At 40.7% G+C, this 25,504-nt stretch carries 24 protein-coding genes; 12 read left to right on the top strand and 12 right to left on the bottom strand.

Translation table 11 applies throughout. The features are described from left to right. Positions 1-42 precede the first annotated feature (42 nt). Entirely contained in the window at positions 43-2,943 is a 2,901-nt protein-coding gene (locus ACT4_RS16470; RefSeq protein WP_007484203.1) for a valine--tRNA ligase, read from the bottom strand. Between the two features lie 205 nt (positions 2,944-3,148). Between ACT4_RS16470 and ACT4_RS16465 the strand changes: the two genes are divergently transcribed. From ACT4_RS16465 to ACT4_RS16450, 4 genes are all read left to right on the top strand, one after another. Beyond that, positions 3,149-3,829: a hypothetical protein gene (locus tag ACT4_RS16465; RefSeq protein WP_007484201.1), complete on the top strand. Its 681-nt coding sequence runs from the start codon at positions 3,149-3,151 to the stop codon at positions 3,827-3,829. Between the two features lie 115 nt (positions 3,830-3,944). Further along, positions 3,945-4,607 (top strand): hypothetical protein, encoded by a 663-nt coding sequence (locus ACT4_RS16460; protein WP_007484200.1) that lies wholly within the window; start codon positions 3,945-3,947, stop codon positions 4,605-4,607. A 12-nt stretch (positions 4,608-4,619) separates the two neighbouring features. After that, positions 4,620-5,426 (top strand): SDR family NAD(P)-dependent oxidoreductase, encoded by an 807-nt coding sequence (locus ACT4_RS16455; protein WP_007484198.1) that lies wholly within the window; start codon positions 4,620-4,622, stop codon positions 5,424-5,426. Then, positions 5,423-6,130, top strand: coding sequence for a diphthine--ammonia ligase (locus ACT4_RS16450; protein WP_007484196.1), 708 nt, complete (start codon positions 5,423-5,425; stop codon positions 6,128-6,130). The genes ACT4_RS16455 and ACT4_RS16450 overlap by 4 nt, the downstream gene beginning before the upstream one ends. A gap of 39 nt (positions 6,131-6,169) precedes the next feature. Here ACT4_RS16450 and ACT4_RS16445 read toward each other — a convergent pair whose 3' ends face one another. The 8 genes from ACT4_RS16445 to sdsA all read right to left on the bottom strand — a co-directional run bounded on the left by ACT4_RS16445 (position 6,170) and on the right by sdsA (position 16,827). Beyond that, on the bottom strand, positions 6,170-6,610 hold the full coding sequence (locus tag ACT4_RS16445; RefSeq protein WP_007484194.1) for a YbjQ family protein: 441 nt from the start codon (positions 6,608-6,610) through the stop codon (positions 6,170-6,172). A gap of 8 nt (positions 6,611-6,618) precedes the next feature. Then, a complete protein-coding gene (locus ACT4_RS16440; protein WP_004877005.1) occupies positions 6,619-6,969 on the bottom strand; it encodes a YbjQ family protein in 351 nt (116 codons plus the stop codon). A 107-nt stretch (positions 6,970-7,076) separates the two neighbouring features. After that, entirely contained in the window at positions 7,077-8,537 is a 1,461-nt protein-coding gene (gene adeK, locus ACT4_RS16435) for a multidrug efflux RND transporter AdeIJK outer membrane channel subunit AdeK (RefSeq protein WP_004877003.1), read from the bottom strand. 5 nt (positions 8,538-8,542) lie between these two features. Continuing rightward, positions 8,543-11,716, bottom strand: a complete 3,174-nt coding sequence (adeJ, locus tag ACT4_RS16430; protein ID WP_004877001.1) for a multidrug efflux RND transporter permease subunit AdeJ — start codon at positions 11,714-11,716, stop codon at positions 8,543-8,545. Positions 11,717-11,728: 12 nt separating this feature from the next. After that, positions 11,729-12,988, bottom strand: coding sequence for an efflux RND transporter periplasmic adaptor subunit (locus ACT4_RS16425; RefSeq protein WP_004877000.1), 1,260 nt, complete (start codon positions 12,986-12,988; stop codon positions 11,729-11,731). Continuing rightward, on the bottom strand, positions 12,975-13,625 hold the full coding sequence (locus ACT4_RS16420; protein ID WP_004876998.1) for a phosphatase PAP2 family protein: 651 nt from the start codon (positions 13,623-13,625) through the stop codon (positions 12,975-12,977). Before ACT4_RS16420 ends, ACT4_RS16425 begins: the two co-directional genes overlap by 14 nt. 153 nt (positions 13,626-13,778) lie before the next feature. Then, entirely contained in the window at positions 13,779-15,833 is a 2,055-nt protein-coding gene (locus ACT4_RS16415) for a site-specific recombinase (protein ID WP_007484187.1), read from the bottom strand. A 16-nt stretch (positions 15,834-15,849) separates the two neighbouring features. Further along, positions 15,850-16,827: an All-trans-nonaprenyl-diphosphate synthase gene (sdsA, locus tag ACT4_RS16410; RefSeq protein WP_007484186.1), complete on the bottom strand. Its 978-nt coding sequence runs from the start codon at positions 16,825-16,827 to the stop codon at positions 15,850-15,852. Between the two features lie 448 nt (positions 16,828-17,275). Between sdsA and rplU the strand changes: the two genes are divergently transcribed. Together rplU and rpmA are read left to right on the top strand one after the other, a co-directional pair. Beyond that, the gene (gene rplU / locus ACT4_RS16405) at positions 17,276-17,587 is read left to right on the top strand and encodes a 50S ribosomal protein L21 (RefSeq protein WP_004652230.1); all 312 of its coding nucleotides are present in this window, start codon (positions 17,276-17,278) and stop codon (positions 17,585-17,587) included. Between the two features lie 18 nt (positions 17,588-17,605). Continuing rightward, positions 17,606-17,860, top strand: a complete 255-nt coding sequence (gene rpmA, locus ACT4_RS16400; RefSeq protein WP_004640422.1) for a 50S ribosomal protein L27 — start codon at positions 17,606-17,608, stop codon at positions 17,858-17,860. Positions 17,861-17,928: 68 nt separating this feature from the next. On the opposite strand, the gene ACT4_RS16395 is transcribed toward rpmA, so the two are convergent. After that, positions 17,929-18,798, bottom strand: a complete 870-nt coding sequence (locus ACT4_RS16395) for a pirin family protein (RefSeq protein ID WP_007484177.1) — start codon at positions 18,796-18,798, stop codon at positions 17,929-17,931. 301 nt (positions 18,799-19,099) lie between these two features. Between ACT4_RS16395 and lolA the strand changes: the two genes are divergently transcribed. The 5 genes from lolA to ACT4_RS16370 all read left to right on the top strand — a co-directional run bounded on the left by lolA (position 19,100) and on the right by ACT4_RS16370 (position 24,038). Then, on the top strand, positions 19,100-19,795 hold the full coding sequence (gene lolA / locus ACT4_RS16390; RefSeq protein ID WP_004876988.1) for an outer membrane lipoprotein chaperone LolA: 696 nt from the start codon (positions 19,100-19,102) through the stop codon (positions 19,793-19,795). A 126-nt stretch (positions 19,796-19,921) separates the two neighbouring features. Continuing rightward, positions 19,922-20,671 carry an RsiV family protein gene (locus ACT4_RS16385; protein WP_007484176.1) on the top strand — a complete coding sequence of 250 codons (750 nt, stop codon included), beginning with the start codon at positions 19,922-19,924 and terminating at the stop codon, positions 20,669-20,671. Positions 20,672-20,788: 117 nt separating this feature from the next. Next, entirely contained in the window at positions 20,789-22,060 is a 1,272-nt protein-coding gene (gene serS, locus ACT4_RS16380) for a serine--tRNA ligase (protein ID WP_007484175.1), read from the top strand. A 67-nt stretch (positions 22,061-22,127) separates the two neighbouring features. Continuing rightward, a complete protein-coding gene (gene cysG, locus ACT4_RS16375; RefSeq protein WP_007484174.1) occupies positions 22,128-23,501 on the top strand; it encodes a siroheme synthase CysG in 1,374 nt (457 codons plus the stop codon). 66 nt (positions 23,502-23,567) lie between these two features. Then, positions 23,568-24,038, top strand: coding sequence for a tRNA (cytidine(34)-2'-O)-methyltransferase (locus tag ACT4_RS16370; RefSeq protein ID WP_007484172.1), 471 nt, complete (start codon positions 23,568-23,570; stop codon positions 24,036-24,038). A gap of 11 nt (positions 24,039-24,049) precedes the next feature. Here the strand turns inward: ACT4_RS16370 and ACT4_RS16365 are convergent, their stop codons facing one another. Both ACT4_RS16365 and ACT4_RS16360 read right to left on the bottom strand, forming a co-directional pair. After that, positions 24,050-24,430 carry a VOC family protein gene (locus ACT4_RS16365; protein WP_007484170.1) on the bottom strand — a complete coding sequence of 127 codons (381 nt, stop codon included), beginning with the start codon at positions 24,428-24,430 and terminating at the stop codon, positions 24,050-24,052. Between the two features lie 11 nt (positions 24,431-24,441). Then, entirely contained in the window at positions 24,442-24,825 is a 384-nt protein-coding gene (locus ACT4_RS16360; RefSeq protein ID WP_007484169.1) for a helix-turn-helix domain-containing protein, read from the bottom strand. Positions 24,826-24,942: 117 nt separating this feature from the next. On the opposite strand from ACT4_RS16360, the gene ACT4_RS16355 reads away from it, so the two are divergent. Beyond that, on the top strand, positions 24,943-25,497 hold the full coding sequence (locus ACT4_RS16355) for a flavodoxin family protein (protein WP_004876975.1): 555 nt from the start codon (positions 24,943-24,945) through the stop codon (positions 25,495-25,497). Positions 25,498-25,504 lie beyond the last annotated feature (7 nt).

The raw sequence follows: 25,504 nt of genomic DNA, 5'->3' as shown, positions 1-25,504 counted from the left end.
TCAGCCCTTTATATTACAGATTAAATCTTAGTCTTTAAAGAATTAAAGCGCTGCAATCTGCTCCATATTCGCTTTAATCTTCGCTAACTGGTCAGCAAACTCAGCCAATTTCGCTTTTTCACCTTCAACTACAGCCGCAGGTGCTTTCGCCACAAAACCTTCATTGCCCAATTTAGTAGCAATCTGGTCATGCTGCTTTTGCACTTTGTCTAAGTCTTTTTGAAGGCGACCCAATTCCGCTTTCGGGTCAATTAAGCCTTTCATAGGAACAAATACAGACACATGACCCACAACAGAAGAAGAAGACAATGGTGGTTGTTCAGCATCATTTAGGAAAGTAATGCTTTCAACTTTTGCTAAAGCTTTAAACAACGCTTCAATACGGGTGATCTGTGATTTTTCAGCATCAGTGGTATTTTGAAGAAGAACTGGTAACAAACGTGCATTACCTAAGCCCATTTCACCACGAATGTTACGTACCGCACCAATCAAACCTTGTAACCACTGCATGTCCGCTTCAGCTTGCTCATTGATTTTCTCTTGAGCAGGCACAGGGTATGCCGCAGTCATAATGGTTTCGCCTTGAATACCGAGCATTGGCGCAAGCGTTTGCCAAATTTCTTCAGTCAAGTACGGCATAATTGGGTGAGCCAAACGTAAAGAGGCTTCCATCACCGCCAACAACACACGACGAACTTCCGCTTTACGCTCTTCAGACACCTCTGCATCGTTTAATACTGGCTTGGTCAATTCGACATACCAGTCGCAGTATTCATTCCAAATGAAGTCATAAATTGCTTGAGCAGCCAAGTCTAAACGATAGGTTGCAAAGGCTTGTTGAACTGCAGCTTCCGCTTTTTGTAAACGGCTCATAATCCACTGTTCAGGCAACTCCCAAAGATCAGGACGTGCAGTTTGACCGACAGTTTGACCTTCAACATTCATCAACACGAAACGAGTCGCATTCCAAATCTTGTTACAGAAGTTACGGTAACCTTCAACACGCTTCATATCGAACTTGATGTCACGACCTGTGTTAGCAAGCGCACAGAAGGTGAAACGCACAGCATCTGTACCGTAAGCCTGAATACCTTCTGGGAATTCTTTACGCGTTGATTTTTCAATTTTCGCTGCTTGTTTCGGGTTCATCAAACCAGTGGTACGTTTTTGTACCAAGGTTTCAAGGTCTACACCGTCAATCAAGTCTAATGGGTCAAGTACGTTGCCTTTAGATTTAGACATCTTCTGACCTTCGCCATCACGGACTAAACCATGTACATACACAGTTTTGAACGGAACTTGTGGCGTGCCATCTTCATTCTTCATGAAGTGCATGGTCATCATGATCATGCGCGCTACCCAGAAAAAGATAATGTCAAAACCTGTCACCAACACATCAGTCGGGTGGAAGGTATTGAGGAAATAGTTTTGGGCATCTTTGGCTTTGTCGCCAGTCCAACCTAAAGTTGAGAACGTCCAAAGCGCAGATGAGAACCATGTATCCAGTACGTCTTCATCTTGGCTCAATACAACATCAGCAGGGATGTTGTTGTTAGCACGGACTTCTGTTTCGTCACGACCAACGAATACATTACCTTCAGCATCGTACCACGCTGGAATACGGTGACCCCACCAAAGCTGACGTGAAATACACCAGTCTTGAATATTGTTCATCCATGCCATGTACATGTTGCTGTACTGCTCAGGTACGAATTTGATGTCACCATCTTTTACCGCTTTAATAGCAGGCTCAGCAAGTGGCGCAATTTTCACATACCATTGGTCAGTCAATAATGGCTCAACGATCACACCTGAACGATCACCGCGTGGTGGCTTCAAGGTATATGGTTGAATTTGGTCTAACCAGCCTTCCGCTTCCGCTTGTTCAACCAATTTTTTACGTGCAGCAAAACGCTCTAAACCAATATAGTCTGCAGGTGCAGTGATGGTTTTAGAAATTTGCTCGCCCGCTTTGGCAATGTATTCAAACTCAGCCAACACTTCCGCATTTTTGTTGAAGATGTTTATGATTGGCAATTCGCAGCGTTTGCCGACTTCATAGTCATTGAAGTCGTGCGCAGGGGTAATTTTTACACAACCTGTCCCGAATTCTTTATCGACATATTCATCTTTAACGATTGGAACTGCACGACCTGTAATTGGCAGGATGATGTTCTGACCGACAAGGTGTGTATAACGCTCATCATCCAGTGCAACAGCTACAGCTGTATCACCCAATAATGTTTCAGGACGCGTGGTTGCGACAACGATGTGATCTTTACCATCGTGCGTGCGCAGTGATTTATCTTCAAAGAAATATTTGAAGTGCCACAATGAACCTGCTTCTTCTTTATCTGACTCAACTTCAAGGTCAGAAAGCGCAGTTTGCAGTTTCGGGTCCCAGTTCACCAGACGTTTGCCGCGGTAAATCAAGCCATCTTCATGTAATTTAACGAAGACTTCTTTCACTGCATTGGATAAACCTTCATCCATAGTGAAGCGTTCACGTGACCAGTCTACCGAAGAACCTAAGCGACGGATTTGACGAGTAATCGTGCCACCCGATTGTTCTTTCCATTCCCAAATTTTTTCAATGAACTTTTCACGGCCCAAGTCATGACGGCTAATGTTTTGCGCGCCCAACTGACGTTCAACCACCATTTGCGTTGCAATACCCGCGTGGTCAGTCCCTGGTTGCCATAAAGTGTTTTTACCCGACATACGGTTATAGCGCGTCAAGGCATCCATAATGGCATTGTTAAAACCATGACCCATGTGCAAGCTACCCGTGACGTTTGGCGGTGGAATCATAATACAAAATGAATCACCTTGACCTGATGGCTTAAAGTAGCCTTTGTCTTCCCAGATTTGATACCACTTTTTTTCGATCTCAGTTGGATCGTAGGTTGTTGCAATATTTTGAGCAGATTGAGCGTCGGTCATAATACAGAAGATTAAAAATGAATAAAAAATTGGATCTATTGTAGCAAAAATTCTATCAATTTTTTCATCTAAAAAACCCGACGGAATGCGTTGGTTTTTTATGTGAAAAAAGCTAAATTTATGTCTATTGGATCACATATTTAATAAATGTAGATGCATAAAACAACAAAATAAAAATGCGAAAATTAAAAAAAGGATGCTTCTTATGAGTTATTCAATTCTATTGAAAATTAATGAAGTGACACATGGACAGTTTGAGACGATTCGCCAACAGTTGAATTCAGGGACTCAAGAAAGCCAGTCACGCATTTTGGGTGAAGTACTATCAGAAATTGCCTGTGATATCGTGGAGCAAGTATTTTCAGTGCTGCTGATTCAAAATCGCCAACCAACCTACCTCACACAAAAGAGTGCCGCTGAATCCGAAAAAGTGATTCAGCAGATTATTGGCGCGGTTCGAAAATATATGCCGTGGTCGATTGCATTATTTGGCAATGAACGCTTATGTCCTTTTGTGAATTATTTTTCAGATATGATCAAATATCACGATGAACAAGTGTATGTGTCATATCCAATTGATCGAAACTTAGTTCAACAGGCTCATGCATTGGTCAATAAGTTAAAAAACAATGAGATTCAAGATATGGTGGATGTGTTCCAAACGTTGATTGAAATTGTTGATCTTGGGGTGACAAGTCTTATCCGCGAGCCTAAAAAATATTTGAATTTCAATAAAGTGGTCGATAAGACCTTAAACGGTGTGATTAATATGACCGCGCATTTGAGCTATAAGCGTTTAGAGAAAATGGGCAATCAGGTGGACTCAAATGCAGCGACCGATTGTGTAAATCATTTTTTGGCATTTATGCATGTTGATACTGAATAGAATATGTTAAATTCGGGGTGCAGAAAGCCAAAAATGATACAAAAACAGATTGATGGATAAAAAGGGGCTTATAAAAAGCCTCTTTTTTATGGATCTAAAAATTAGGGTTAAGAAAATGAACACCGCCGTTTTTTTGAATATTCATGCGGATACATACGCAAGATTTGCGCATATTCGAACGCAGTTAATGCAAGGAAGTAAAGATAGTCAGGCCAATGCTTTGGGGAGTGTATTGTCTGAAATGGCTTGTGAGGTCATCGAACAAGTTTTTATCGTGCTATTACAAGAAAATCAGCACTATTCACAAACGGGTGAATCTGAAAAAGTGATTCAGCAAATCTTAGAAGCAGTGCGTAAATATATGCCGTGGTCAGTCTCATTTTTCAGCAATGATCGTTTAGTACCGCTTGTTGAATACTTGTCTAAGACACTGCAAATTGAAGATGAAACTATTTACATGACTTATCCGATTGATCAGAAATTGGCTCAAAGGGTAGAAACATCAAGTCAAAAGCTAGCTGCTGGTGATCAACAAGAAATCTCAAATGCATTACGACTGTTAACAGAAGTGATTGATGTAGGTGTGACACACTTAATTCGTGAACCTAAAAAATGTTTAAAGTTCAATTTTGTGGTCGATAAAACGTTAAATGGCGTGATTACGATGACGACACATTTAGGATATAAGCGTTTAGAGAAATTAGGTACTCAACTCGATCATCAAGTTGCATCAACTTATATTGATTATTTCCTTAAGTTTATGCGTCATCAAGCATAGAGGGAACAGGTTATGGCAAAGCTAAAAAGTCTTGAAAACAAAGTGGTATGGATCACTGGGGCATCTTCGGGTTTGGGTAAAGCCTTGGCGCGTGAATGTGCCTTGCAAGGTGCACAAGTTGTCCTGACATCTCGCCGTTATGATGAGTTAGAGGCTGTTCGAGTGGGCTTACTCAAGCCTGAGCAGCATCTTTCAATTGCAGCAGATATCACTGATGAGGCGCAAGTTCGCCATGCACATAAGCAAGTTTTAGCATGTAAAGGTCGTGTGGATTGGCTAATTAATAATGCTGGTTTGAGTCAGCGTGCATTGATTCAAGACACGACCATGCAAACTGAACGTGCCATCATGGAAGTTGATTATTTCTCACAAGTTTTCTTTACTAAAACAGTTTTGCCAACTTTTCTTAAACAAAAATCTGGTCGAGTGGTCTTTGTTTCAAGTGTAGCAGGGTTGTTAGGCACTCAGTATCGCGCAAGTTATTCTGCTGCAAAAGCTGCAATTCATATGTGGGCGAACAGTTTACGGGCTGAGGTTGCCAAAGACGGTGTTGAGGTTTCTGTGGTTTTCCCTGGTTTTGTGAAAACCAATGTTTCTTTTAATGCCTTAAATGGTGAGGGGAAGCCGCAAGGTCATCAAGATGAAGCAATTGAAAATGGTTTAGATGCAGGTGTATTTGCTGAACGTGTGGTCGAATCGTTGATGGCAGGCGAGGAATATATTGTTGTTGGTGGGAAAAAGGAACAACTCGGTGTTTTAGTCTCTCGCTTATCGCCAAGCTTGTTGTATAAAATGATTCGTAAAACACGAGTTAAATGATAGTGAATATCCGTAAGAAAGCCGTTTTTAATTGGAGCGGTGGTAAAGATTCTGCTTTAGCACTACATACTGTATTAGAGCAAAATGAGTTTGAAGTTGTTGCTTTACTAACAACAGTGAATGAAGAAACAGAATTATCATCAATGCATGCGATCCCGCATGCATTGCTTGAGAAGCAAGCCGAAAGTATTGGTATCCCACTTTATCCTGTATTTCTTCCAAAAAATCTTCCTGCTTATGAACAACGCATGTTAGACGCGGCTAATCATTTTAAAGACCTAGGCGTTGAGCACTTTATCTTTGGTGATATTTATCTATCCGACGTACGCAAATATCGAGAAGATCGTCTACATCCTCTGGGTATTGAAGTCGTTGAACCAATCTGGAATTTAAATTCGGCAGAAGTGATGCAGAATTTTTTAGCTTCAGGGATTAAAACCAAAATCATCGTAACGGATGCCAGTAAATTAGATGCGTCTTTTATCGGACAAGATATTGATGCTGCACTCATTGCAAGAATGCCTAGTGACGTCGATGTCTGTGGTGAAAATGGTGAATACCACACTTTTGCTTATGCAGGTGCTTTATTTAAAAAGACTGTTGAGTTTGAAATTAGTGAGACGCGGAAAATGTCTTATGAGTTTAAACTTGATAATGGGGAAGCGAAAACCTACCACTATTGTCAAGCGATTTTTGCCGACTAGCGTTTTGTCCTGTTATTTTCGAGATGACAGGACAAATTTTTAATGATGATTGACGATCGCCGTTCCATAAGCAAATACTTCAACCATACCACCTTGCATCCCTAATTCAGTGGTACTCATCCGAACACCCATAATATGATTTGCGCCTATTCGATCTGCTTCCTGCTTGAGGCGAAGCATCGCTTCACGACGTGCACGTTCAACCACACTTTCATAACTGGTCAGGCGACCACCGAAAAAGTTTTGAATATTGGCAAGTATATATTTAAAGTAATCGTGAGAAATAACGACGTTGCTACTGACCATTTGCCCATGTGCTATGGTTTGCACAAAGCGATTGGTATCAACTCGAATATGTGCAAACTGCTTTTCTTTTTCATCCAATTCACGAAGGTGTTTTTGTTCGATATGACGACCAAAACCCCAACCCACTGAAAAAAGAATTAGAAACAGGGCAATCTGAAAAATTAATCCATCCATATGTTTGCCTACGCACCAAATGGATCGGGGAGTTTAGGTGTAACAGGCTGAACGACAACGGCTGTTCCATAAACAAAAAGTTCAGATGCGCCCTGCGCAATATTTGAGGTAGAGAAACGAATCCCTACGATCGCATTTGCACCTAAAGCACGTGCTTTATCAATCATTCGTTGAGTTGCTTCTTGGCGAGACTCTTCCAGTAGTTCGGTATAGCCAGTGAGTTCGCCACCAACAATATTTTTAAGACCTGCCATGAGATCACGACCAACGTGTTTACTACGAACGGTACTGCCGTATACCACATCAAATTGACGCAAAATTTCATGTCCAGGAACGGACTCTAAACTACTTAATAACATTGTATTTTCTAATCATTAAAACGTCGTATTGAAGATAAGAAATATTCGAAATTGTTGCAATAAAAAAAGCTCACCGAAGTGAGCTTTTTATTCGCAAAAGTTGATAGTTATTTTGCGTAATGCTTTTCTGAACTAGATGGTTGATGTGCTACAGTTTCGCTGCTTGTCGCTTTCACACCGCCACCAAGTGTTTTGTATAGTTCAACTTGGTTGTTCAAGTCCGCTTGTTGTAACAACAAGAGACCTTGTTCAGCTGAATAAGCAGAACGTTGAGCATCCAATACGGTTAAATAACTATCAATACCTGCACGGAAACGCGCATTTGATAATTTATAGGTTGTATTGGTTGCATCAACTAAACGTCGTTGAGCTGTCAAACGATCACCGATGTTTGCGCGTGTAGCTAAAGCATCGTTTACTTCGCGGAACGCTGATTGAACTGACTTCTCATAGTTCGCTAGTGCAATCTTCTGATCTGTCTCAGAGATTTTTACATTCGCGCGGCGAGTGCCCCAATCAAAGATTGGCATATTGATGCTTGGTCCAATAGACCATAAACCATTTGCTGATTTAAACAAATCACTCAGGTCTGTTGATGCATAGCCTGCTGAACCAGTAAGGCTAATAGTTGGGAATAACTGAGCTTTAGCAGCACCGATATTCGCACCAGCAGCACTTAACTGGTATTCAGCAACTTTGACATCAGGACGGTTGTTTAACAAATCACTTGGTAAGCCCGCCGTTAACACACCTTTTTGTGTGATACGAGCAACTTGTTGGCTCGGCAATAAGTTGTTTGGAACTGATTGACCAACCAATAAATTCAACAAGTTTTGAGCTTGAGCGATTTGTGTTTTGTAATTTGCAACATCATTACGTGCAGTTTCAACTGAAATCTGTGCCTGACGAACAGGGATTTCACTATCAATACCCACATCGAAACGTTTTTTGTTTAAGTTAAACGAGTCTAATTGAGCTTTTAAAGTTTGATCTGCCAGTTTAAGTTGTGCACTGGCAAATGAATAATTTAACCAAGCTTGAGTAACTTGACCAATTAGACTGATTTGCGTTGCATCACGCGAACTTTGAGTAGCTAAGTAGTTGTCTAATGCTGCATCTTTTAAGCTGCGAACACGACCCCAAAAATCTAACTCATAAGAAGTTAAGCCTAAGCCAACTTGGTAAGTTGAGTAAGGATTATTTGGGTTGCTGCTTGGCGATACTTGACGAACCGCACTACCACTTGCCCCAATGGTTGGCAACTGATTGTTTTCCGAGATTTGGTATTGTTGTTGCGCTTTTTGAATATTCAACGCAGCAGTACGCAAATCACGGTTGTTGGCAAGCGCCATATCAATCACTTGTAGCAGACGAGGGTCAGCAAAGAAATCTTTGTAACCTTGTTCTGCGATTGATGTTCCAGAAGCATTACTATACGACGCATAGCCTTCAGGAATATCTGTGTTCACAACAGGCTCTGGCCCGCGCATGCTTTGGCAGGCAGCCAAAGAAAGCGCGAGTGCAGAAATTGCGATGCCACGACTAGAAATAGACCATACAGTTTGCATCACGATTAATGCTCCTGAGTATTTAAAGTTTTAGGTTTGTACTTAAAGATACTACGAATCCACACGAAGAACACAGGGATGAAGAAGATACCTAAAAGTGTTGAAGAAATTACACCACCAAGTACACCATAACCAACTGAGTGTTGGCTACCAGCACCAGCACCGCTTGCAAGAGCTAATGGTAATACACCGAAACCAAATGCAAGTGTTGTCATGATAATTGGACGTAAACGCATTTTTGCAGCATGTAACGTTGCTTCAAACAGGTCTTCACCTTTTTCTTGCAACTCTTTTGCAAATTCTACGATCAAAATCGCATTTTTCGCAGACAAACCAATTACCGCAACAATCGCGACTTGGAAGTAGATGTTAAAGGATAAGTTTGGATCGCCTTTAATCACCATGCCTAACCATGTCAAAGTAAATGCACCGATGATACCCAATGGAACAACAAGCAATACTGATACAGGGATAGACCAGCTTTCATATAACGCAGAAAGACATAGGAATACAATCAATAATGAAAGAATCAATAAAGGAACTGTCTGGTTACCAGAATCACGTTCTTCTAAAGATAAACCTGTCCATTCGTAGTCAAAACCTTGTAAGCCCATTGACGGTAACTTGCCAATAATTTCTTCCATCGCAAGCATTGCATCACCCGAACTGACGCCCGGAGCTGGAGTACCTTGGATGTTAACAGATGATACACCGTTATAACGCTCTAAACGAGGTGAACCATAAGTCCATTCACCTTTTGCAAAGGCAGAGAATGGAACCATTTCACCTTTGTTATTACGCACATACCACTTGTTCAAGTCTTCAGGCATCATGCGAGTATCCGCTTCACCTTGGACATAAACTTTCTTCACACGACCACGATCAACGAAGTCATTGATGTATGAACCACCCCAAGCCATGCTCATCGTACTGTTAATATCAGCGATACTGATACCCATAGCACCTGCTTGCGCTTGATCAATCGTAATTTGATACTGAGGCGTATCTTCCTGACCGTTAGGACGAACACCAGCAAGACGTTTGTCTTGAGCTGCCATACCTAAGATCGCATTACGTGCAGCAACAAGTTTATCGTGACCTTGGCCACTGACATCTTTCAACTGAATATCGAAACCAGACGAAACACCGAGTTCAGGCATAGCAGGTAACTGCAACGGCATGATGTACGATGCATCCTTCACGATCATATTCAACGCCATACCACGTTGAATGATGGCACCAATTTGTGATTCAGGCGTGGTACGCTCGCCCCAGTCTTTCAATTTAATGAAGGCTAGACCCGCATTTTGACCGACCCCAGTGAATGAGAAACCAGATACCGTAAAGATAGAATCTACGTTATCTTTTTCTTTATTCATGAAGTAATCAGTCATTGTCGTGATCACTTTATCTGTACGTTCAAGGCTGGCACTTGGCGGTAATTGTACCAGTGTCATGACTACGCCTTGGTCTTCCTCTGGTAAGAATGAAGACGGCAGCATTTTGTACAGACCGACTAACGCAGCAATCACAGCAATATAAATAACCCCAGAGAAAAGCTTATGGTGTGTCATACGATTGACACCACCTTGGTATTTCACAGAAAGTTTATCAAAGCTGCGGTTAAACCAACGGAAGAAACGTGCAAAGATATTGTTGCTTTCTTGCTTGTTTGGATCGTGTTGTTTTAACAATGTAGCGCATAGGGCAGGGGTAAAGGTTAATGCAACGATCAAAGAAAGAATCATCGCTGTAACCAAAGTGATCGAGAACTGACGGTAAATTACCCCAGTTGTTCCACTGAAGAACGCCATTGGTACGAATACAGCGGTTAATACGCTGGTAATACCAACCAAGGCACCCGAGATCTGGCTCATTGATTTTTCAGTTGCAGGTACAGGTTCAAGATGTTCTTCTTGCATAACCCGTTCTACGTTCTCTACGACAACAATTGCATCATCGACGAGGAGACCGATTGCTAATACCATCGCAAACATGGTTAATGTGTTGATCGAGAAGCCGAACATGTTAATAACGGCAAATGTACCTAACACTACTACTGGAACGGCAAGTGTAGGAATAATCGTCGCACGCCAGTTCTGTAAGAACAGGAACATGACGATAAATACTAAAACAACTGCTTCAATTAAGGTATGTACAACACTTTCAATCGATAAACGAATAAACGGTGTTGTGTCATACGCAAGTTTGTCTTTTAAGCCACTTGGATAGTTATGGCGTAATTCTGATAAACGCTTTTCTACAGCTGCAGCTGTATCCAATGCATTGGCACCAGTTGCAAGTTTAATTGCTACACCACCAGCAGGACTACCATTGAATTTAGAATCGAACTGATAGTTATCAGAACCTAACTCAACACGAGCAACATCACCCAAAAGAACCTGCGCACCAGTCGAAGTATTCTTGAGGAAGATTTTTCTAAACTGTTCAGGTGTTTGCAGCATACTTTGTGCATTTACAGTTGCGTTCAGTACTTGTCCTTTAGTTGAAGGCGCACCGCCTAACTGACCTACAGCAACTTGAGAGTTCTGCGCGCGAATTGCAGCTGCAACATCACTTGGAGTGAGGTTGAAACTTGTTAATTTCGCTGGATCTAGCCAAATACGCATCGCATAAGAGCCACCAAAGACTTGGATCTCACCAACACCCGCAACACGACTGAGTGGCTCAGAAATATTTGAGTTCACATAGTCTTTAATATCTGATGCTGATAAGCTTCCATCTGGTGAGTAAAAGGCAACAACCTGCATAAAGCTTGCACCAGATTTAGTTACTCGGACGCCTTGGCGTTGTACGTCTTCGGGTAAAAGTGCTGTCGCAGATTGTAATTTATTTTGAACCTGAACCTGTGCGATATCTGGATCGATACCTTGTTCGAAGTTCAAGTTAATCGATGCTTGACCATTACCCGCACTGTTAGAAGAAATGTAACGTAAACCATCTAAACCATTCATTTGTTGTTCGATGATTTGAGTTACTGTGTTTTCAACAGTTTTAGCAGATGCCCCAGGATAAGTTGCAGAAATGGTTACCGTGGGGGGAGCAATCGTCGGATATTGAGCAACTGGCATTTTTGTTAGCGTGAGAATCCCCGCCAGCATAATCACCAGTGCAATCACCCATGCAAAAATTGGGCGATGAATAAAAAATTGAGCCATGCAATCTACCCCTTAAGCTTGTGCAGTTGCTTTTTGTTCAGCTTTTGGTGCGTCGGCCTGTTTTTTCTGTTCGGCTGCTTGTGGTGCAGCACCTTGAGCTTGAGGCGCATTTGCTTGTGGTTGGTAAGGCTTAGTTGAAACCTCTTGACCTTCTTTCACCTTAGCAACACCATCTACGACGACTTTATCGCCAGCTTTTAGACCTTCAGTCACGATCCAATCTTGACCTTTAACACCAACAGTTGTAATTGGACGAGTCTCAATAACCCCTTTAGCATTTACAACCATTGCAATCGCTTGACCTGTAGGCAAACGAGTAACCGCTGCTTGAGGAACCAAATAAGCATTTGGCAAAATTCCCTGAGAAATTTTGGCAGTTGCATACATACCTGGTAATAGCAAATGGTTCGGGTTTGAGAATACGGCACGTAATGTCACTGTTCCAGTGTCGGGATTTACACTTGCGCCAGAGAATGCTAACTGACCTTCAATCGGATAGTCAGAACCATCTTCAAGTGTGATTTTTACGCGTGTATTACCACTGCTATCCAAGCTACCTTTGCTCATTTGCTGACGAAGGCGTAGTAACTCAGCGCTTGATTGGTTGATATCAACATAGATTGGATCAAGTTGTTGAATCGTCACCAATGGATCAGCCTGATTCGCTGTCACTAACGCACCAGAGGTTACGGAAGAACGGCTAGATTGGCCTGAAATCGGTGCACGTACAGTAGAGTAACCCAAATTAATTTCAGCATTTTTAAGTGCTGCTTGAGCCGCTGCAACATCTGCTTCCGCTAATTTCACTTGAGCATTAATGTCATCATATTCTTGTTTAGAAACAGCATTTGTTCCAACAAGTTGACTATAACGACCTTCTTTTACACGTAAAGCATTTAAGTTTGCTTGTTGGCGTAACAGAGCCGCTCGAGCATTATCAGCCGTTGCACGATTGGTATTTGCGTCGATTTGATAAAGCGCTTGACCTGCTTGAACGTAACTACCCTCAGCAAATAAACGTTTTAAAATCACACCACCAGTCTGTGGACGAACTTCAGAGATTTGATATGCAGCCGTTCGTCCTGAAAGTTCTACACTTTGTTCTACGCTTTGTGGTTGAGCAACAATGACACCAACTTCTGGAGGCGGCATTTTTTGAGCAGCAGCTGCTTGCTGTGCATCTTTAGGATCTTTGCTACAACCAACAAGCGCGATGCTTGTTGCTAATGCGCAAGCAGTGAGGGCAGGTGCCCAAAGCTTAGCCGACATCATTATTCCACCTCAATTTAGATTTTTTATCTAAAAACAAATTGTTGCTGAAATTGCTTTGATACAGCCAAAACCAAAGCAACGAAGTCCAAATTAACCCAATTCCCCAACCTGCAAGTACATCGGTTGGATAGTGAACCCCTGCATAAACTCTAGATAACCCCATGAAAATAAACCATAAAGTAGATACTAAAATGACGCTTTTGCGGTACTTATGCTCTCTAAATAGCAACATAGATAAACTCGCAAGGGTTGCAGCATATAGGCTATGGGCACTTGGGAAGGATGCTCCATAACTTTGAACCAAATGATAAAATTCCAAAGGTCTTGGCCGATCAATGCCCCATTTCAGAAGCCAACCAATCACAATACTTCCACTTACACTCAAAGCAAGAAAAGTCACTTTTTTATAATCTTTAATCCGAATGTGGTAGACACAAAAAAATACAGTTAAAAATAGTAAAAAAGGCATTCCGCCTAGTCTAGAAAGCAGAACTGCTACATTGTTAAGCGCAAATGAGCGATGTTCAAATAAAGTTTGAACACTCAATAGATCAAAAGCTGATGCGTTGGAATAAAGCAGTCCAAACACACCGAATCCTAAAAAAATGCAACCAATACAAAGTAGTAGGTGCGGCATGCGAACCTCATTTTTTTGCTTAACCATTGTTCAGGGTTGTATAGTGTTTGAAAGTGTACTTGCGAGTACACTTTTGGTCAAGTCTTGAAATTTTATGATAATTTCATTTTCAGATTTTTTTAAGGTTCAGTAAAAAAACATAACAAAATTTGATTAGTGTCTCACTTTCTGTTCCGCTGAATTTTCATCATCAACTTCAATTGGTTGTTTCGGTGGCCAGAAAAAATCACTTGGTCGAGTCAAGAAGTGTGTAAGTACTAATTTCGCTAATGGTTTCCATTGCGCAAAACGAACACGACGTGCGCGTAGAGCAACAATAATCGTAAGTGTAAAACTGACAAACAAGTTAGTTAAGCCAATCAACATAACGCCTAAAAATGACACAAGGATTAAACCAATATCTGGCGAGCCACTAATCGTCATTAGACCTTGGATAAAGTTTGCTGAAGCAAAGGCGATATGACGGATATCTAAAGGCAAGCCTAAAATAAAGCCAATGGTGCCAATACTGCCGAGCATGATGCCGAATAGAAAGTTACCAGCAAGCGCACCTAAGTTCGTTTCAATATAGTTTGCAAACTTGTCTAGGCGTTGTTCTCCCATCCACCGTTTTAAGCGACGATGTTGTTTTAAACGAGGGCCAACTTTGCGATATACGGCGAGGTTATCAAAATAACCTGCGATTAAACCCGATAAGAATAAACACACCCCAGCGATAGCGGCGTGAGGTACAGCCAAAGAGGTGAATGGATTTAATGAATGTAGGGTTTTCGCTGCTTTAGTGGTGGAGAGCAGTGGTTCGTGTAAATTGTATTGCCACAGGAATGTGATCAGCGCCGCCACAGGGATTGCAATCGAAATATTGCCTAAAATCGCTACGAACTGGGTACGAATAATATTAATAATCAGTGCCGCAAGTTCTGCGATTTGGGCATTTTTACTGCCTTTCTGCTGTTGTACCGTAGCAGCAAGAGCGGCTGCGGTCATCGCAGGTTGTTTAGTCGCAACAGTAAAATGAAGTACATGGATCAGCATGAAGCCTAAGCCATAGTTCATACTATATAAGAAAGCTTGCATAAAAGGCGCAAGCACAAAACGTGCGGTTAGGATTTTCAGCGTTGCCATCAGCGCAATAATCGCACCAGCTCCAGCGGCAGCTTTGTACATTCCCCAGAAACCAGATTTGTCCGTACTTACATAGTGTTCACCAGTTTTACTTGCATTTTCAGTTACCTGTAAAGCAATCAGTTCACTGGTTGAGCTTAATAAGTATCGAACACTTTTTTCATCATAATGTGCTTGTGTTAAGTCGGTAATCAACTCGCCAAGAGAGGTATAACGAACCTCATTTTTACTGGCTAGCAAGCTAATTAATAACTCAATGCGATCTAGTGCTTGTTCAAGCAAAGATAGCAAATACGTTAAACTGATACTGACACCGATACGTTTAGTCGCACGACGTATTTTCAGTACTACATCACGGCATTGATCAAGCATAACAAAAGCTTGAGATGCATCAGGTGGCGGGAGTACGACGACAGCATCCTGATCATCAATGATTTTTTTATACTTTTCTATAAATTCAACAATTTCTCGATTTTGAACCAAGAACGGGGATTCATATTCAATAATGTCTGGTTGCGCATTAATAAATTCAGGATATAAACCAATACCGCTAATACGATAGGATAGAACAGTAATCGCTTTGATCAGTTCATTCTTTGAGATTTGCTTTTCTTTGGTGTTGCTTTGGCTTTCACTAATTAAGCTAAATAAACTGATCCAATCCTGTTTCTCAATCAAGATCAGCCAATCACTATCAGTTTCCTGATGAAAAACTTTCCCAACCAATGTTTTGAGTTGCTGACCATCTTCAACTAATGGAAGGAAGTGCGCACCCAAACGCTGGCTTAACTGATTCCAAAAACCATCTAAAGATAAAATACCGCTGTCAGCATATAAACTAATTTGCTTATATTGACTGATCAACTTGAGTAAAAAGTTTTGCAGCAAAATTGCAGATGTTGGTGTGAGTAACAATGTTTTAATCAATGAATGAATACGTTGTTTAACTTCTTCTGCATCATTGGGATTTTTTGGTCGTAAACGATTGACCAATTCAATCATTAGGTTTTCATCAAGAACAGCTTGAGGTTGGTCAAGCTGTTCCTGCATTTTTAAAAAGAGATCAGTTAAATTAAAATGCATAGGCACTCATAAAAAATTATTGTAAACGGTGTAAGGCCATTAAGGTCAGATTGATGAGTGCTTGGCGATATTCATTATCTGGTAAAGCTTTTAAAGCTTCTAAAGCGGCATCCGTTTCTTGCTGGGCACGTTTTTGACAATAATCCAAAGCGCCCGAGTTATGCACAATTTCAATGACTTTATCTAAATGCTCGATTCCGCCTGTTGCGATACTGCGACGAATAATTGCATGATCATCGCCAGTTGAATGAGCTAATGCTGAAATTAACGGTAAAGTCGGTTTTCCTTCCATTAAATCATCACCGATATTTTTACCTAATGTTTCTGCATCAGAAGTATAGTCTAAAATGTCATCAATGATTTGAAAGGCATTACCAAAGTGACCAGCAAAACGGCGCAATGGTTCACGATATTCTTCTGTACCTGCCAAAATTGCTGCGCCTTCTGTCGCAAGTTCAAAAAGACGTGAAGTTTTCCCGTGAATAATTCTTAAATACGTTTCTTCGGTTGTTTCGGGTTGATGTTGAGATTGCAACTGTAACACTTCACCTTCTGCAATTTCACAAGTGCCTGTTGAGAAATCTTTTAATAAGGTAATGTTGTTTAAGTCGACCAATAAATCAAAAGAGCGCGCAATCAGGAAATCTCCGACTAAAACCGCTGTCTGATTATTCCACGTGGCATTGGCAGTAGGACGGCCACGACGGAGGTTAGATTCGTCCACGACATCATCATGTACCAAGGTTGCAGTATGCAGCATTTCAATAATTGCAGCCAAATGTTGCGCGTGCTGCATATTCTCTAAACCACAAGCTCGTGCTGCAAGTAAGCACATAATTGGGCGCATCCGTTTGCCGCCAGCTTCAACAACATGTTTGCTGACAGACATCACTAAACCGACTTTAGAGCTAATCCCTTCATTGATGAGGTAATCCATCGCAGCAAAATCTGTCGCAACAGGGGAGAGAATGTCTTGCTTAAAATCGATAACCATATGAAGGAAAACCTCGTACAGGTGAGTAATGGCGCTAAGTGTATCAATTAATCTTTTGCTAAACAGTTATACAGGCTGTGTAATCCGTCATTTAAAACATGATGATGAGTTTTTTGGTGTTAATTTAGGCAGAAAAATGGTTTTCGCACATAACCTCAATACTCTACTTTTGACTTAGTTCAAACACAGTTTGTTCTTGTCGCAATTTGTTTTTAAAAATGTATTGTAAATCACGGAAAGAATCAATCAAAACAACGTATCTGCAATCTAATTGATTTTATTAAAAAATCTAAACAATATTCAGATATGTGAGCATTTGTGCAAAATGACTTGTTGTTTGATCAAATTTCACTTAAAATTTGTCCCCTTGTATAACCCCAGTGGCGTTCGTCTTAAGATCGATATGTCCCTTTATCGGCACGACGACACGGGCAAGTTGGAGTACATTATGTACGCAGTAATCCAAAGCGGTGGTAAACAGCACCGTGTTGTTGAGGGTGAAACCCTTAAAGTAGAATTATTGAAAGCTGAAACTGGAGCGACTATTACGTTTGATGACGTATTAATGGTTGTTAACGGTGACAACATTCAAATCGGTGCTCCAGTTGTAGCTGGCGCAAAAGTAACTGCAGAAGTAGTTGGCCATGGTCGTCACGACAAAATCCGCATCATCAAAATGCGTCGTCGTAAACACTACCGTAAGCAACAAGGTCACCGTCAATGGTTTACCGAGTTGAAAATTACTGGTATCGCAGGCTAACACGAGGAGTAAATAGACATGGCAACTAAAAAAGCCGGTGGATCGACTAAGAACGGTCGTGATTCGAATCCTAAGATGTTAGGTGTTAAAGTTTACGGTGGTCAAACTGTAACTGCTGGTAACATCATCGTTCGTCAACGTGGTACAGAATTCCACGCTGGTGCAAATGTTGGTATGGGTCGTGACCATACTTTATTTGCTACTGCTGACGGCGTAGTAAAATTTGAAGTGAAAGGTCAATTTGGCCGTCGCTATGTAACTGTTGAAGCTTAAGTTTTAATAGTTCAAGAAAACCCGCTTTTAGCGGGTTTTTTTATATCTAAAATTTTGAGCCATTTACTTTAGTTAGAAGTTTTCCCTAAAGTACCATTTTTTAAGTCTTCATAGGCCTGTAGAATTTCTTCATAGCTATTCATTACGAAAAAGCCGTGCCCATTGATTGGTTCTTGTAATGGTGGTGCGGATAAAAATAATAAATCACAATGTTCTAAGGCCTTGATGGCAACATCGTTATCGAAGCTCGACATGACTGCCAAAGCTTGTTCTTCTAAAATTTCTTCATCTTTTGCGAATTGGAGCTTGCCTTTACGCAAATAAATAAGGGTGGTGTCTCCATGTGATGCTGGCAAGGTGAGGTGTTGGTCTTTATTGAGATGAACATCTAAGACATTCATCGGACTGAATGTTTTTGCAATTCCGAATGTATTCTGAAATTGTCCTGCCACGATACGAACATAACCTGCATCTTGATCCAGTTGTACTTTAGGGATGGTATCGTTTAACAAGCTTTGATAGCGGGGTGGCGACATTTTATCTTTCGCGGGTAAATTAACCCATAATTGCACCATTTCAAAGTATCCACCTTGCTCACGGAATGCAGGACTAAAATGCTCTATATGCTGAATGCCAGAAGCTGCTGTCATCCATTGAACATCACCTTGAGCGATGATGCCGCCTTGGCCTGTTGAGTCTTGATGTTCTAGTTCGCCAGCAAAAACAAAAGTCACCGTTTCAAAACCACGATGTGGATGCTCATTGACGCCTTTTTTAGTGCTTTTCGGTGCTAAGCGTCCAGGCCCTAGATGATCTAATAATAAAAAGGGTGAAGTTGTATTGCCTAATTCATGATACGAAAACACCGAGAGTGCAGGGTAAAAATCCCCAATTGCAAAATACGTGTCATTCCGTTGAATAAAGGCAAGACTTTTCATAATTTATGGCTGTTGTTGTATTTGATGGTATTTAGACTAACAAAATGTAGTGTTTCGTCTAGTTGATTATTTAGACATTATTTTATGTGAAGGCTTTATATGACCTATTTAGAGTAGTCTAATTCAGGTTTTGATCGTAATTTTTATCATTACAATTCCTACATAAAGGCTGCAACTTCATACATAATGCAGGACTTTGCGACATGAAATAAACAAAACCTGTGCTTTTCTTCATTTTTTTAGTGATCAAAAACAGTAAGATGTCGTCATAACAGTAGAAATCTGATAGAAGGTTCATTTTATGAATTTCGTAAAAAAAATGGCTTACGCGGCAACTTTAAGTGCAATGACCTTAGCTCCAGTGATGAGCACACAAGTGTTTGCAGCTCCTGTCGCAGCTTCGACCCAGCAAGCAACAACAAGTTTGGTTCAACAGTTGTCTGGTTTGCAGCGTCTAACAGCAGATTTTGAGCAAACAACGAAAGTAACCAATAACAAAAATGTGCAGAAAAAAGGCTTAACTGCACAGCATATGAATCAAACTTTCAAAGGTGTAATGAAAGTTGAACGTCCTGGGAAATTCTACTGGGAAACAACGAGCCCTGCGAAACAAACGATTGTGACAACAGGTAAGGTCGTGTGGATTTATGATCCTGATTTACAACAAGCAGTCCGTCAAAGCCTAGATGATCAAATTGCTAATACGCCTGCATTATTATTGTCGGGTAATACTAATCAAATTATGCAGTCATATCGTGTAACGCAGCCTGACCGTACGAAATTGTATTACACTTTATATCCAAAGCAAGAAGACAGTGCTTTCCAAAGTATGACGATTAGTTTTGGCGCAAATAAAGCACCTAACTTAATGGTATTACAAGATTCATTAGGACAAACCACCTATGTTCGCTTTAGTAATATTAAAGTGAATCCAACGATTCCAGCATCAGTCTTTAATTTTGAGCCACCAAAAGGCACAGATATTATTGATCAGTAATTTTTAATTTTTGAAAAAAGCCGCAGTTGATGCGGTTTTTTTCTAGCCTGAACAGATACATTTCGTAATTTCTTCTGACAACAAGGCTTTGTATAGTGATGAAAAACATCAGAGACTTGTATAACGATGAAGACGGTAAAATTACTCCCATTGATTTCAATCATGACAGTTGTTGCACTGGTCGGCTGTCAACCGAAACAAGATCAAACAACAAAAGTTGAAAAAACAGATATTCCACTTATTCAGGCAAAAGTTGTTACTGTCAAAATTCCAAAGCAGAAAGTATGTTTGGAAGATGGTTGTACCAATTATGATTTACAAACTGTGCAAACCAATCAAAAATGGATTGACGATTATTTTGTAAACCGCATGAAAAAAGCAGAACCAAATGCGTTTGCTGATTTACCTGATCAACAAGTTAAAGAGCCAGCCAATCAAGCTTTGCAAAGTGAAAGTAGTACCTATGTTCGCTTCGTTGGACAAAACTATAATTTAGCGACTTTTGCAATTCAAACTTATTCTTATTCAGCGGGTGCGGCGCATGGTATGTCACATCAAGAGTTTGTGAATTTTGATTTGGCCAATAAAAAACATATTACGGTCAGTGAACTCCTTAAACCTGATATGAATCAGAAACTTCGTGATGAATTATATGCAGCCAATCAAAACTGGTTAGAAGAGCATAATGTTAAGAAAGATCAGTTAGAGGTCAGCGATAATTATTATTATGGCGTGAATGGTATTGTCTTTGTATATCCACTTTATGAATTAGCATCTTATGCTGAAGGGATGAGTGAGCTAACCCTACCATATTATGCTGCGAAGCAATTTATCAAAGCTGAATATTTACCAAGTTTACCTAAAGAACCAAATTAATCAGTTTTTCAGCACCTACAATCCGTTGTAGATGCTGAGTCTTTGTTTTCTATCGCTGTATTTTTTTAGGTTAAAGCCTTACACTATAGCCAGTTTTTTCTCTATTCATGATTGATTATGATCGACCCAAAATTACTCAGAAATAATATTGAAGCAGTGAATACTGCTTTAGCAAAACGTGGAATTCAGCTGAATGTACAAGAGTGGGCTGATTTAGAAGCTCGCCGTAAAGATTTACAGTCGAAAGCTGAAAATTTACAAGCTGAACGTAACGCTGGTGCAAAACAAGTTGGTCAAATCAAAAAGTCGGGTGGAGATGCATCTGAAATCATGGCACGTATGGCTGCGATTGGTGATGAAATCAAAGCGGCAGAAGTTGCCTTGGCTGAGTTGCAAACAGAACTAGAGCAAAAGTCGCTTGCGATCCCCAACTTACCAGATGAGTCTGTTCCAGAAGGTAAAGATGAAAGCGATAATTTAGAAATTTTAAAATGGGGTACGCCGCGCCAGTTTGATTTTGACATCAAAGATCATACTGATCTTGGTGAGTGGATGGGTGGGCTTGAATTTGAAACTGCGACGAAGCTAACGGGTTCTCGTTTCAGTGTGTTGAAAGGACCATTAGCGCGTTTACAACGTGCTTTAACGCAATTCATGCTAGACACACATACACTTAAGAATGGCTACACAGAAGCTTATGTACCATATTTGGTCAATGCCGATACTTTACGTGGTACAGGTCAATTGCCTAAATTTGAAGAAGATTTATTCAAGCTGCAAGGTGAAAAAGAATATTATTTGATTCCGACAGCTGAAGTGCCAATCACGAACTTTGTGCGCGATGAAATCATTGATGCTGACCGTCTACCGCTTAAATACTCAGCACATACGCCATGTTTCCGCAGTGAAGCAGGTTCTTATGGACGTGATACACGTGGTTTGATCCGTCAGCATCAGTTCGATAAAGTTGAAATGGTGCAAATTGTTAAGCCTGAGCACTCTATGGAAGCACTTGAAGAGCTAACTGCACACGCAGAGGGCATTTTACAAGCGCTTGGCTTACCTTACCGTAAGATTTTGCTCTGTGGTGGTGATATGGGCTTTGGTGCAGTTAAAACCTATGATTTAGAAGTATGGGTACCAAGCCAAGATACGTATCGTGAAATTTCTAGCTGCTCAAATATGGGTGATTTCCAAGCACGTCGTATGAAAGCACGCTACCGCGTAGATCAGAAGAAGATCGAATTGGTGCATACGTTGAATGGTTCAGGTTTGGCTGTAGGTCGTACTTTGCTTGCAGTGATGGAAAACTATCAACGTGCAGATGGTTCTATTGAGATTCCTGAAGTGCTACGTCCATATTTGGGCGGTACAACGTATATTGACTAAACTGTGCATCTAATTTGTGCACAGTTTTTGCTTTATCTCAGTCAGATTGAAAATATAGAGGCGTGATGTGGAAATTTTCCCAATCTCTTTAAAGTTGCAACAGCAACGTTGTCTGATTGTTGGAGGTGGGCATATTGCCTACCGTAAAGCAAATTTGTTGGTCAAAGCAGGTGCAATTGTCGATGTGATTGCACCTGAGATTGAACCTGAGCTACTTCATCTTGTAGCGAAGTCAGCAGGACAATATATTCAAGCTGCTTTTTCTGAAAGTATTCTCGCAACGCCTTATCGTTTAGTAATTGCTGCAACTGATCAAGCTGAAGCCAATAAAGCCGTTTTTGAACAATGTGAACAGCGTAATCTACTGGTGAATAGTGTGGATGATATTCCGCATTGTCGCTTTATGGTGCCAGCAATTATCGATCGTTCACCTTTAGTGATTTCAGTTGCATCGAATGGTGCATCGCCTGTTTTATCTCGACAGTTACGTACTCAGATCGAAACGGTTGTGCCACATGGCATGGGCAAACTTGCCGAGTTTTCTGGACAGTGGCGCAAGCAAGTTAAAGCAAAAATTTCTAATCCAGATGAACGTCGTATCTTTTGGGAAAATTTGTATGCAAGTCCGCTGAAAGAGCAAGTGTTCAATGATAATTTAGATGTCGCCAATGATCTAATTGAGCAGGCTTTAACTGAATGGAGCGCACCGAAAGGTGAGGTGTATCTAGTCGGTGCGGGGCCGGGTGATCCTGAGCTTTTGACGCTAAAAGCCTTGCGATTGATGCAACAAGCTGATGTGGTGATTTATGATCGCTTAGTGTCTGCACCTATCTTAGATTTATGTCGTCGCGATGCTGAAAAAATCTATGTGGGTAAAGCACGTTCTAATCATTCCGTTCCGCAAGATGGTATTAATGCTTTATTGGTTGATTACGCACAGCAAGGTAAACGTGTTTGCCGGTTAAAGGGCGGTGATCCATTTATCTTTGGACGTGGTGGTGAGGAAATTCAAGAGTTGGTAGAAGCCAATGTGACTTTCCAAGTCGTTCCGGGTATTACAGCTGCTTCGGGTTGTTCAGCCTATGCTGGTATTCCATTGACGCATCGTGATTATGCACAAAGTGTTCGTTTTCTTACAGGGCATTTAAAAGAGGGTTCGCCAGAACTTCCTTGGAATGAATTGGTTTATGAAAATCAAACCCTTGTGTTGTATATGGGCTTGGTTGGTTTAGAGCGGATTTGTGAGCAATTGATTGCACATGGTCAGCGACCGAATATGCCTGTTGCTCTCATTTCTAAAGGGACAACACCTGAACAAAAAGTGGTGGTTGGAACTTTGGCTGATATTGCAACTAAAGTGTCAGAGCATCATATTGTAGCGCCGACTTTAACTATTATTGGTGAAGTCGTGAGCTTACGTGAACAGTTAAAATGGCAATAAATCTCCCTCCTAGCCTCCCTTCGAAAAAGGGAGGCTAGGAGGGATTATGAAAAGTAGAGAAAATTTGTGATTCATGTTGTTCTATTCGAGCCTGAAATTCCAGCGAATACAGGTAATATCATCCGTTTATGTGCCAATACTGGCGCACAGCTTCATCTGGTTAAGCCCTTAGGTTTTGAACTCGATGATAAAAAGCTTAAACGTGCGGGATTGGATTATCACGAATGGGCAAGAATGCAAATTTGGGACAATATCGAGCTTTGCCTTGCTGATTTAAAAGCAAAAGGTGTTGAGCATGTTTTCCCGTTAACAACTAAAGGAACGGCAACACCGCATACGGTTGATCTAAATCGCCCTGTGGCTTTATTGATGGGGCCAGAAACACGCGGTCTGCCAGAGCAAGTACGTTTAATGTTTCCACAAGAACAGTGGATTCGTTTGCCAATGGTGGAAAACTCAAGAAGTTTAAATCTGTCTAATGCAACAGCGGTGATTGTTTACGAAGCATGGCGTCAACAAGGCTTCAAACAACTCTAATTTATGCATGGCTATACATCGCCATACGGACTCGCAACAACGAGAGTATAGCCATTTGGGTCTTTAAACCAAACTTCTCGATGATGTGCATTCGCGTTATATTTAGGTCCTTCTAAAATTTCGACTTGATGATTTTGTAGCTTTTGTACAATCTCATCAAATTGAGAACTCTCAAACCACAATAATACGCCATTACCAATTGTAGTATTTGGACTACCAATATGGGAGTGTTCATGTGCTTGCCATTGATGCAGTTGCAGAACCATGTGCTGGTTAAATATTAACTGTTCATATTCTTTGCCACCATGTCCACTGCTTAGTCCCAACATGGTTTGATACCATAAACTGGTTTTCTCGACATCTTCTACCGCAATTAAAGGTTGTGGGTGCATATATTCACCATTTATTTGGATTCTTCTGGTTGTGTTGCATCAAAGCGTTGTTGTGCAGTGATCACTTGTTCAATATTGGTTTCAGCCCAATCTTTCAATTGATAAGCCATTTTAGCTACCTCTAACCCTAGTGACGTTAAAGAATAATCGACACGTATAGGTGAGGTGTTTTGCACTTGGCGTTCAATGAATCCATCTCGCTCCAGCATTTTTAACTTTTGCGATAAGACTTTGGGTGAAATCCCTTGAATACTTTTCTTGAGCAAATTGAAGTGCTGAGTTTCACTTGCTAGCACATTGATAATCAATAATACCCATTTATCTGCAATTTTTTCAAAAAATAACCGAGCAGGGCAATGTTGTTGATAAATATTATATTTTAATGTCTGATTCATTAAAAACATCCTTAAAACTTCAGTTAAATTGCGCTAGTTACCAATTGGTAACTAATTGACACCTAGTTTCTAAAATATATCATTAAATCGAACTTTTTAAAAATTTGGATAAAACTCATGTCAAACATCGCAGTTGTTTATTATTCTGGTTATGGTCATACAAAAGTAGTTGCTGAAACTTTTGCGCAAACAATCCAAGCTTCGCTGATTGAAATTGATCAAAACGGAGAAATTTCTGAGCAAGCTTGGCAAGCACTTAGCGAAGCACAAGGTATTGTATTTGGAGCACCAACTTATATGGGTTCTGCGCCGTGGCAATTCAAAAAATTTGCTGATGCTACTTCTAAAGTTTGGTTTACACGGGGTTGGCAAGATAAAGTGTTTGCAGGCTTTACCAATAGTGCAAGTCTGAACGGTGATAAGCAAGTGACATTAATTCAGTTACAAACACTGGCGTCACAGCATGGCGGAATTTGGGTAAGTTTGGGGCTGTTACCAGCAAATACTAAAGAAGCAAAACGTGAAGATGTGAATAATTTGGGTGGTTCAGTAGGTTTATTAGTGCAAACACCATCTGATGCAAGCGTGGACGAAATCCCGACAGGCGATTTAGAAACAGCAAAACTTTATGCGCAACGTGTCCAAACGATTGTTGAAAAGTTACATGGCTAATTGAACA

It is taken from the genome of Acinetobacter sp. NBRC 100985 (genome assembly GCF_000241225.1).
In the GTDB taxonomy this organism is placed as follows: domain Bacteria; phylum Pseudomonadota; class Gammaproteobacteria; order Pseudomonadales; family Moraxellaceae; genus Acinetobacter; species Acinetobacter venetianus.
Note: the sequence above shows the minus strand (reverse complement) of the source record. Positions and strands in the feature narration are given on the sequence as shown.

Bases quoted from the DNA above. Each gene is read 5' to 3' on its own strand.
- ACT4_RS16470 (WP_007484203.1), bottom strand. From the start codon at position 2,943: ATGACCGACGCTCAATCTGCTCAAAATATTGCAACAACCTACGATCCA.
- ACT4_RS16465 (WP_007484201.1), top strand. From the start codon at position 3,149: ATGAGTTATTCAATTCTATTGAAAATTAATGAAGTGACACATGGACAG.
- ACT4_RS16460 (WP_007484200.1), top strand. From the start codon at position 3,945: ATGAACACCGCCGTTTTTTTGAATATTCATGCGGATACATACGCAAGA.
- ACT4_RS16455 (WP_007484198.1), top strand. From the start codon at position 4,620: ATGGCAAAGCTAAAAAGTCTTGAAAACAAAGTGGTATGGATCACTGGG.
- ACT4_RS16450 (WP_007484196.1), top strand. From the start codon at position 5,423: ATGATAGTGAATATCCGTAAGAAAGCCGTTTTTAATTGGAGCGGTGGT.
- ACT4_RS16445 (WP_007484194.1), bottom strand. From the start codon at position 6,610: ATGGATGGATTAATTTTTCAGATTGCCCTGTTTCTAATTCTTTTTTCA.
- ACT4_RS16440 (WP_004877005.1), bottom strand. From the start codon at position 6,969: ATGTTATTAAGTAGTTTAGAGTCCGTTCCTGGACATGAAATTTTGCGT.
- adeK (WP_004877003.1), bottom strand. From the start codon at position 8,537: ATGCAAACTGTATGGTCTATTTCTAGTCGTGGCATCGCAATTTCTGCA.
- adeJ (WP_004877001.1), bottom strand. From the start codon at position 11,716: ATGGCTCAATTTTTTATTCATCGCCCAATTTTTGCATGGGTGATTGCA.
- ACT4_RS16425 (WP_004877000.1), bottom strand. From the start codon at position 12,988: ATGATGTCGGCTAAGCTTTGGGCACCTGCCCTCACTGCTTGCGCATTA.
- ACT4_RS16420 (WP_004876998.1), bottom strand. From the start codon at position 13,625: ATGCCGCACCTACTACTTTGTATTGGTTGCATTTTTTTAGGATTCGGT.
- ACT4_RS16415 (WP_007484187.1), bottom strand. From the start codon at position 15,833: ATGCATTTTAATTTAACTGATCTCTTTTTAAAAATGCAGGAACAGCTT.
- sdsA (WP_007484186.1), bottom strand. From the start codon at position 16,827: ATGGTTATCGATTTTAAGCAAGACATTCTCTCCCCTGTTGCGACAGAT.
- rplU (WP_004652230.1), top strand. From the start codon at position 17,276: ATGTACGCAGTAATCCAAAGCGGTGGTAAACAGCACCGTGTTGTTGAG.
- rpmA (WP_004640422.1), top strand. From the start codon at position 17,606: ATGGCAACTAAAAAAGCCGGTGGATCGACTAAGAACGGTCGTGATTCG.
- ACT4_RS16395 (WP_007484177.1), bottom strand. From the start codon at position 18,798: ATGAAAAGTCTTGCCTTTATTCAACGGAATGACACGTATTTTGCAATT.
- lolA (WP_004876988.1), top strand. From the start codon at position 19,100: ATGAATTTCGTAAAAAAAATGGCTTACGCGGCAACTTTAAGTGCAATG.
- ACT4_RS16385 (WP_007484176.1), top strand. From the start codon at position 19,922: ATGAAGACGGTAAAATTACTCCCATTGATTTCAATCATGACAGTTGTT.
- serS (WP_007484175.1), top strand. From the start codon at position 20,789: ATGATCGACCCAAAATTACTCAGAAATAATATTGAAGCAGTGAATACT.
- ACT4_RS16365 (WP_007484170.1), bottom strand. From the start codon at position 24,430: ATGCACCCACAACCTTTAATTGCGGTAGAAGATGTCGAGAAAACCAGT.
- ACT4_RS16360 (WP_007484169.1), bottom strand. From the start codon at position 24,825: ATGAATCAGACATTAAAATATAATATTTATCAACAACATTGCCCTGCT.
- ACT4_RS16355 (WP_004876975.1), top strand. From the start codon at position 24,943: ATGTCAAACATCGCAGTTGTTTATTATTCTGGTTATGGTCATACAAAA.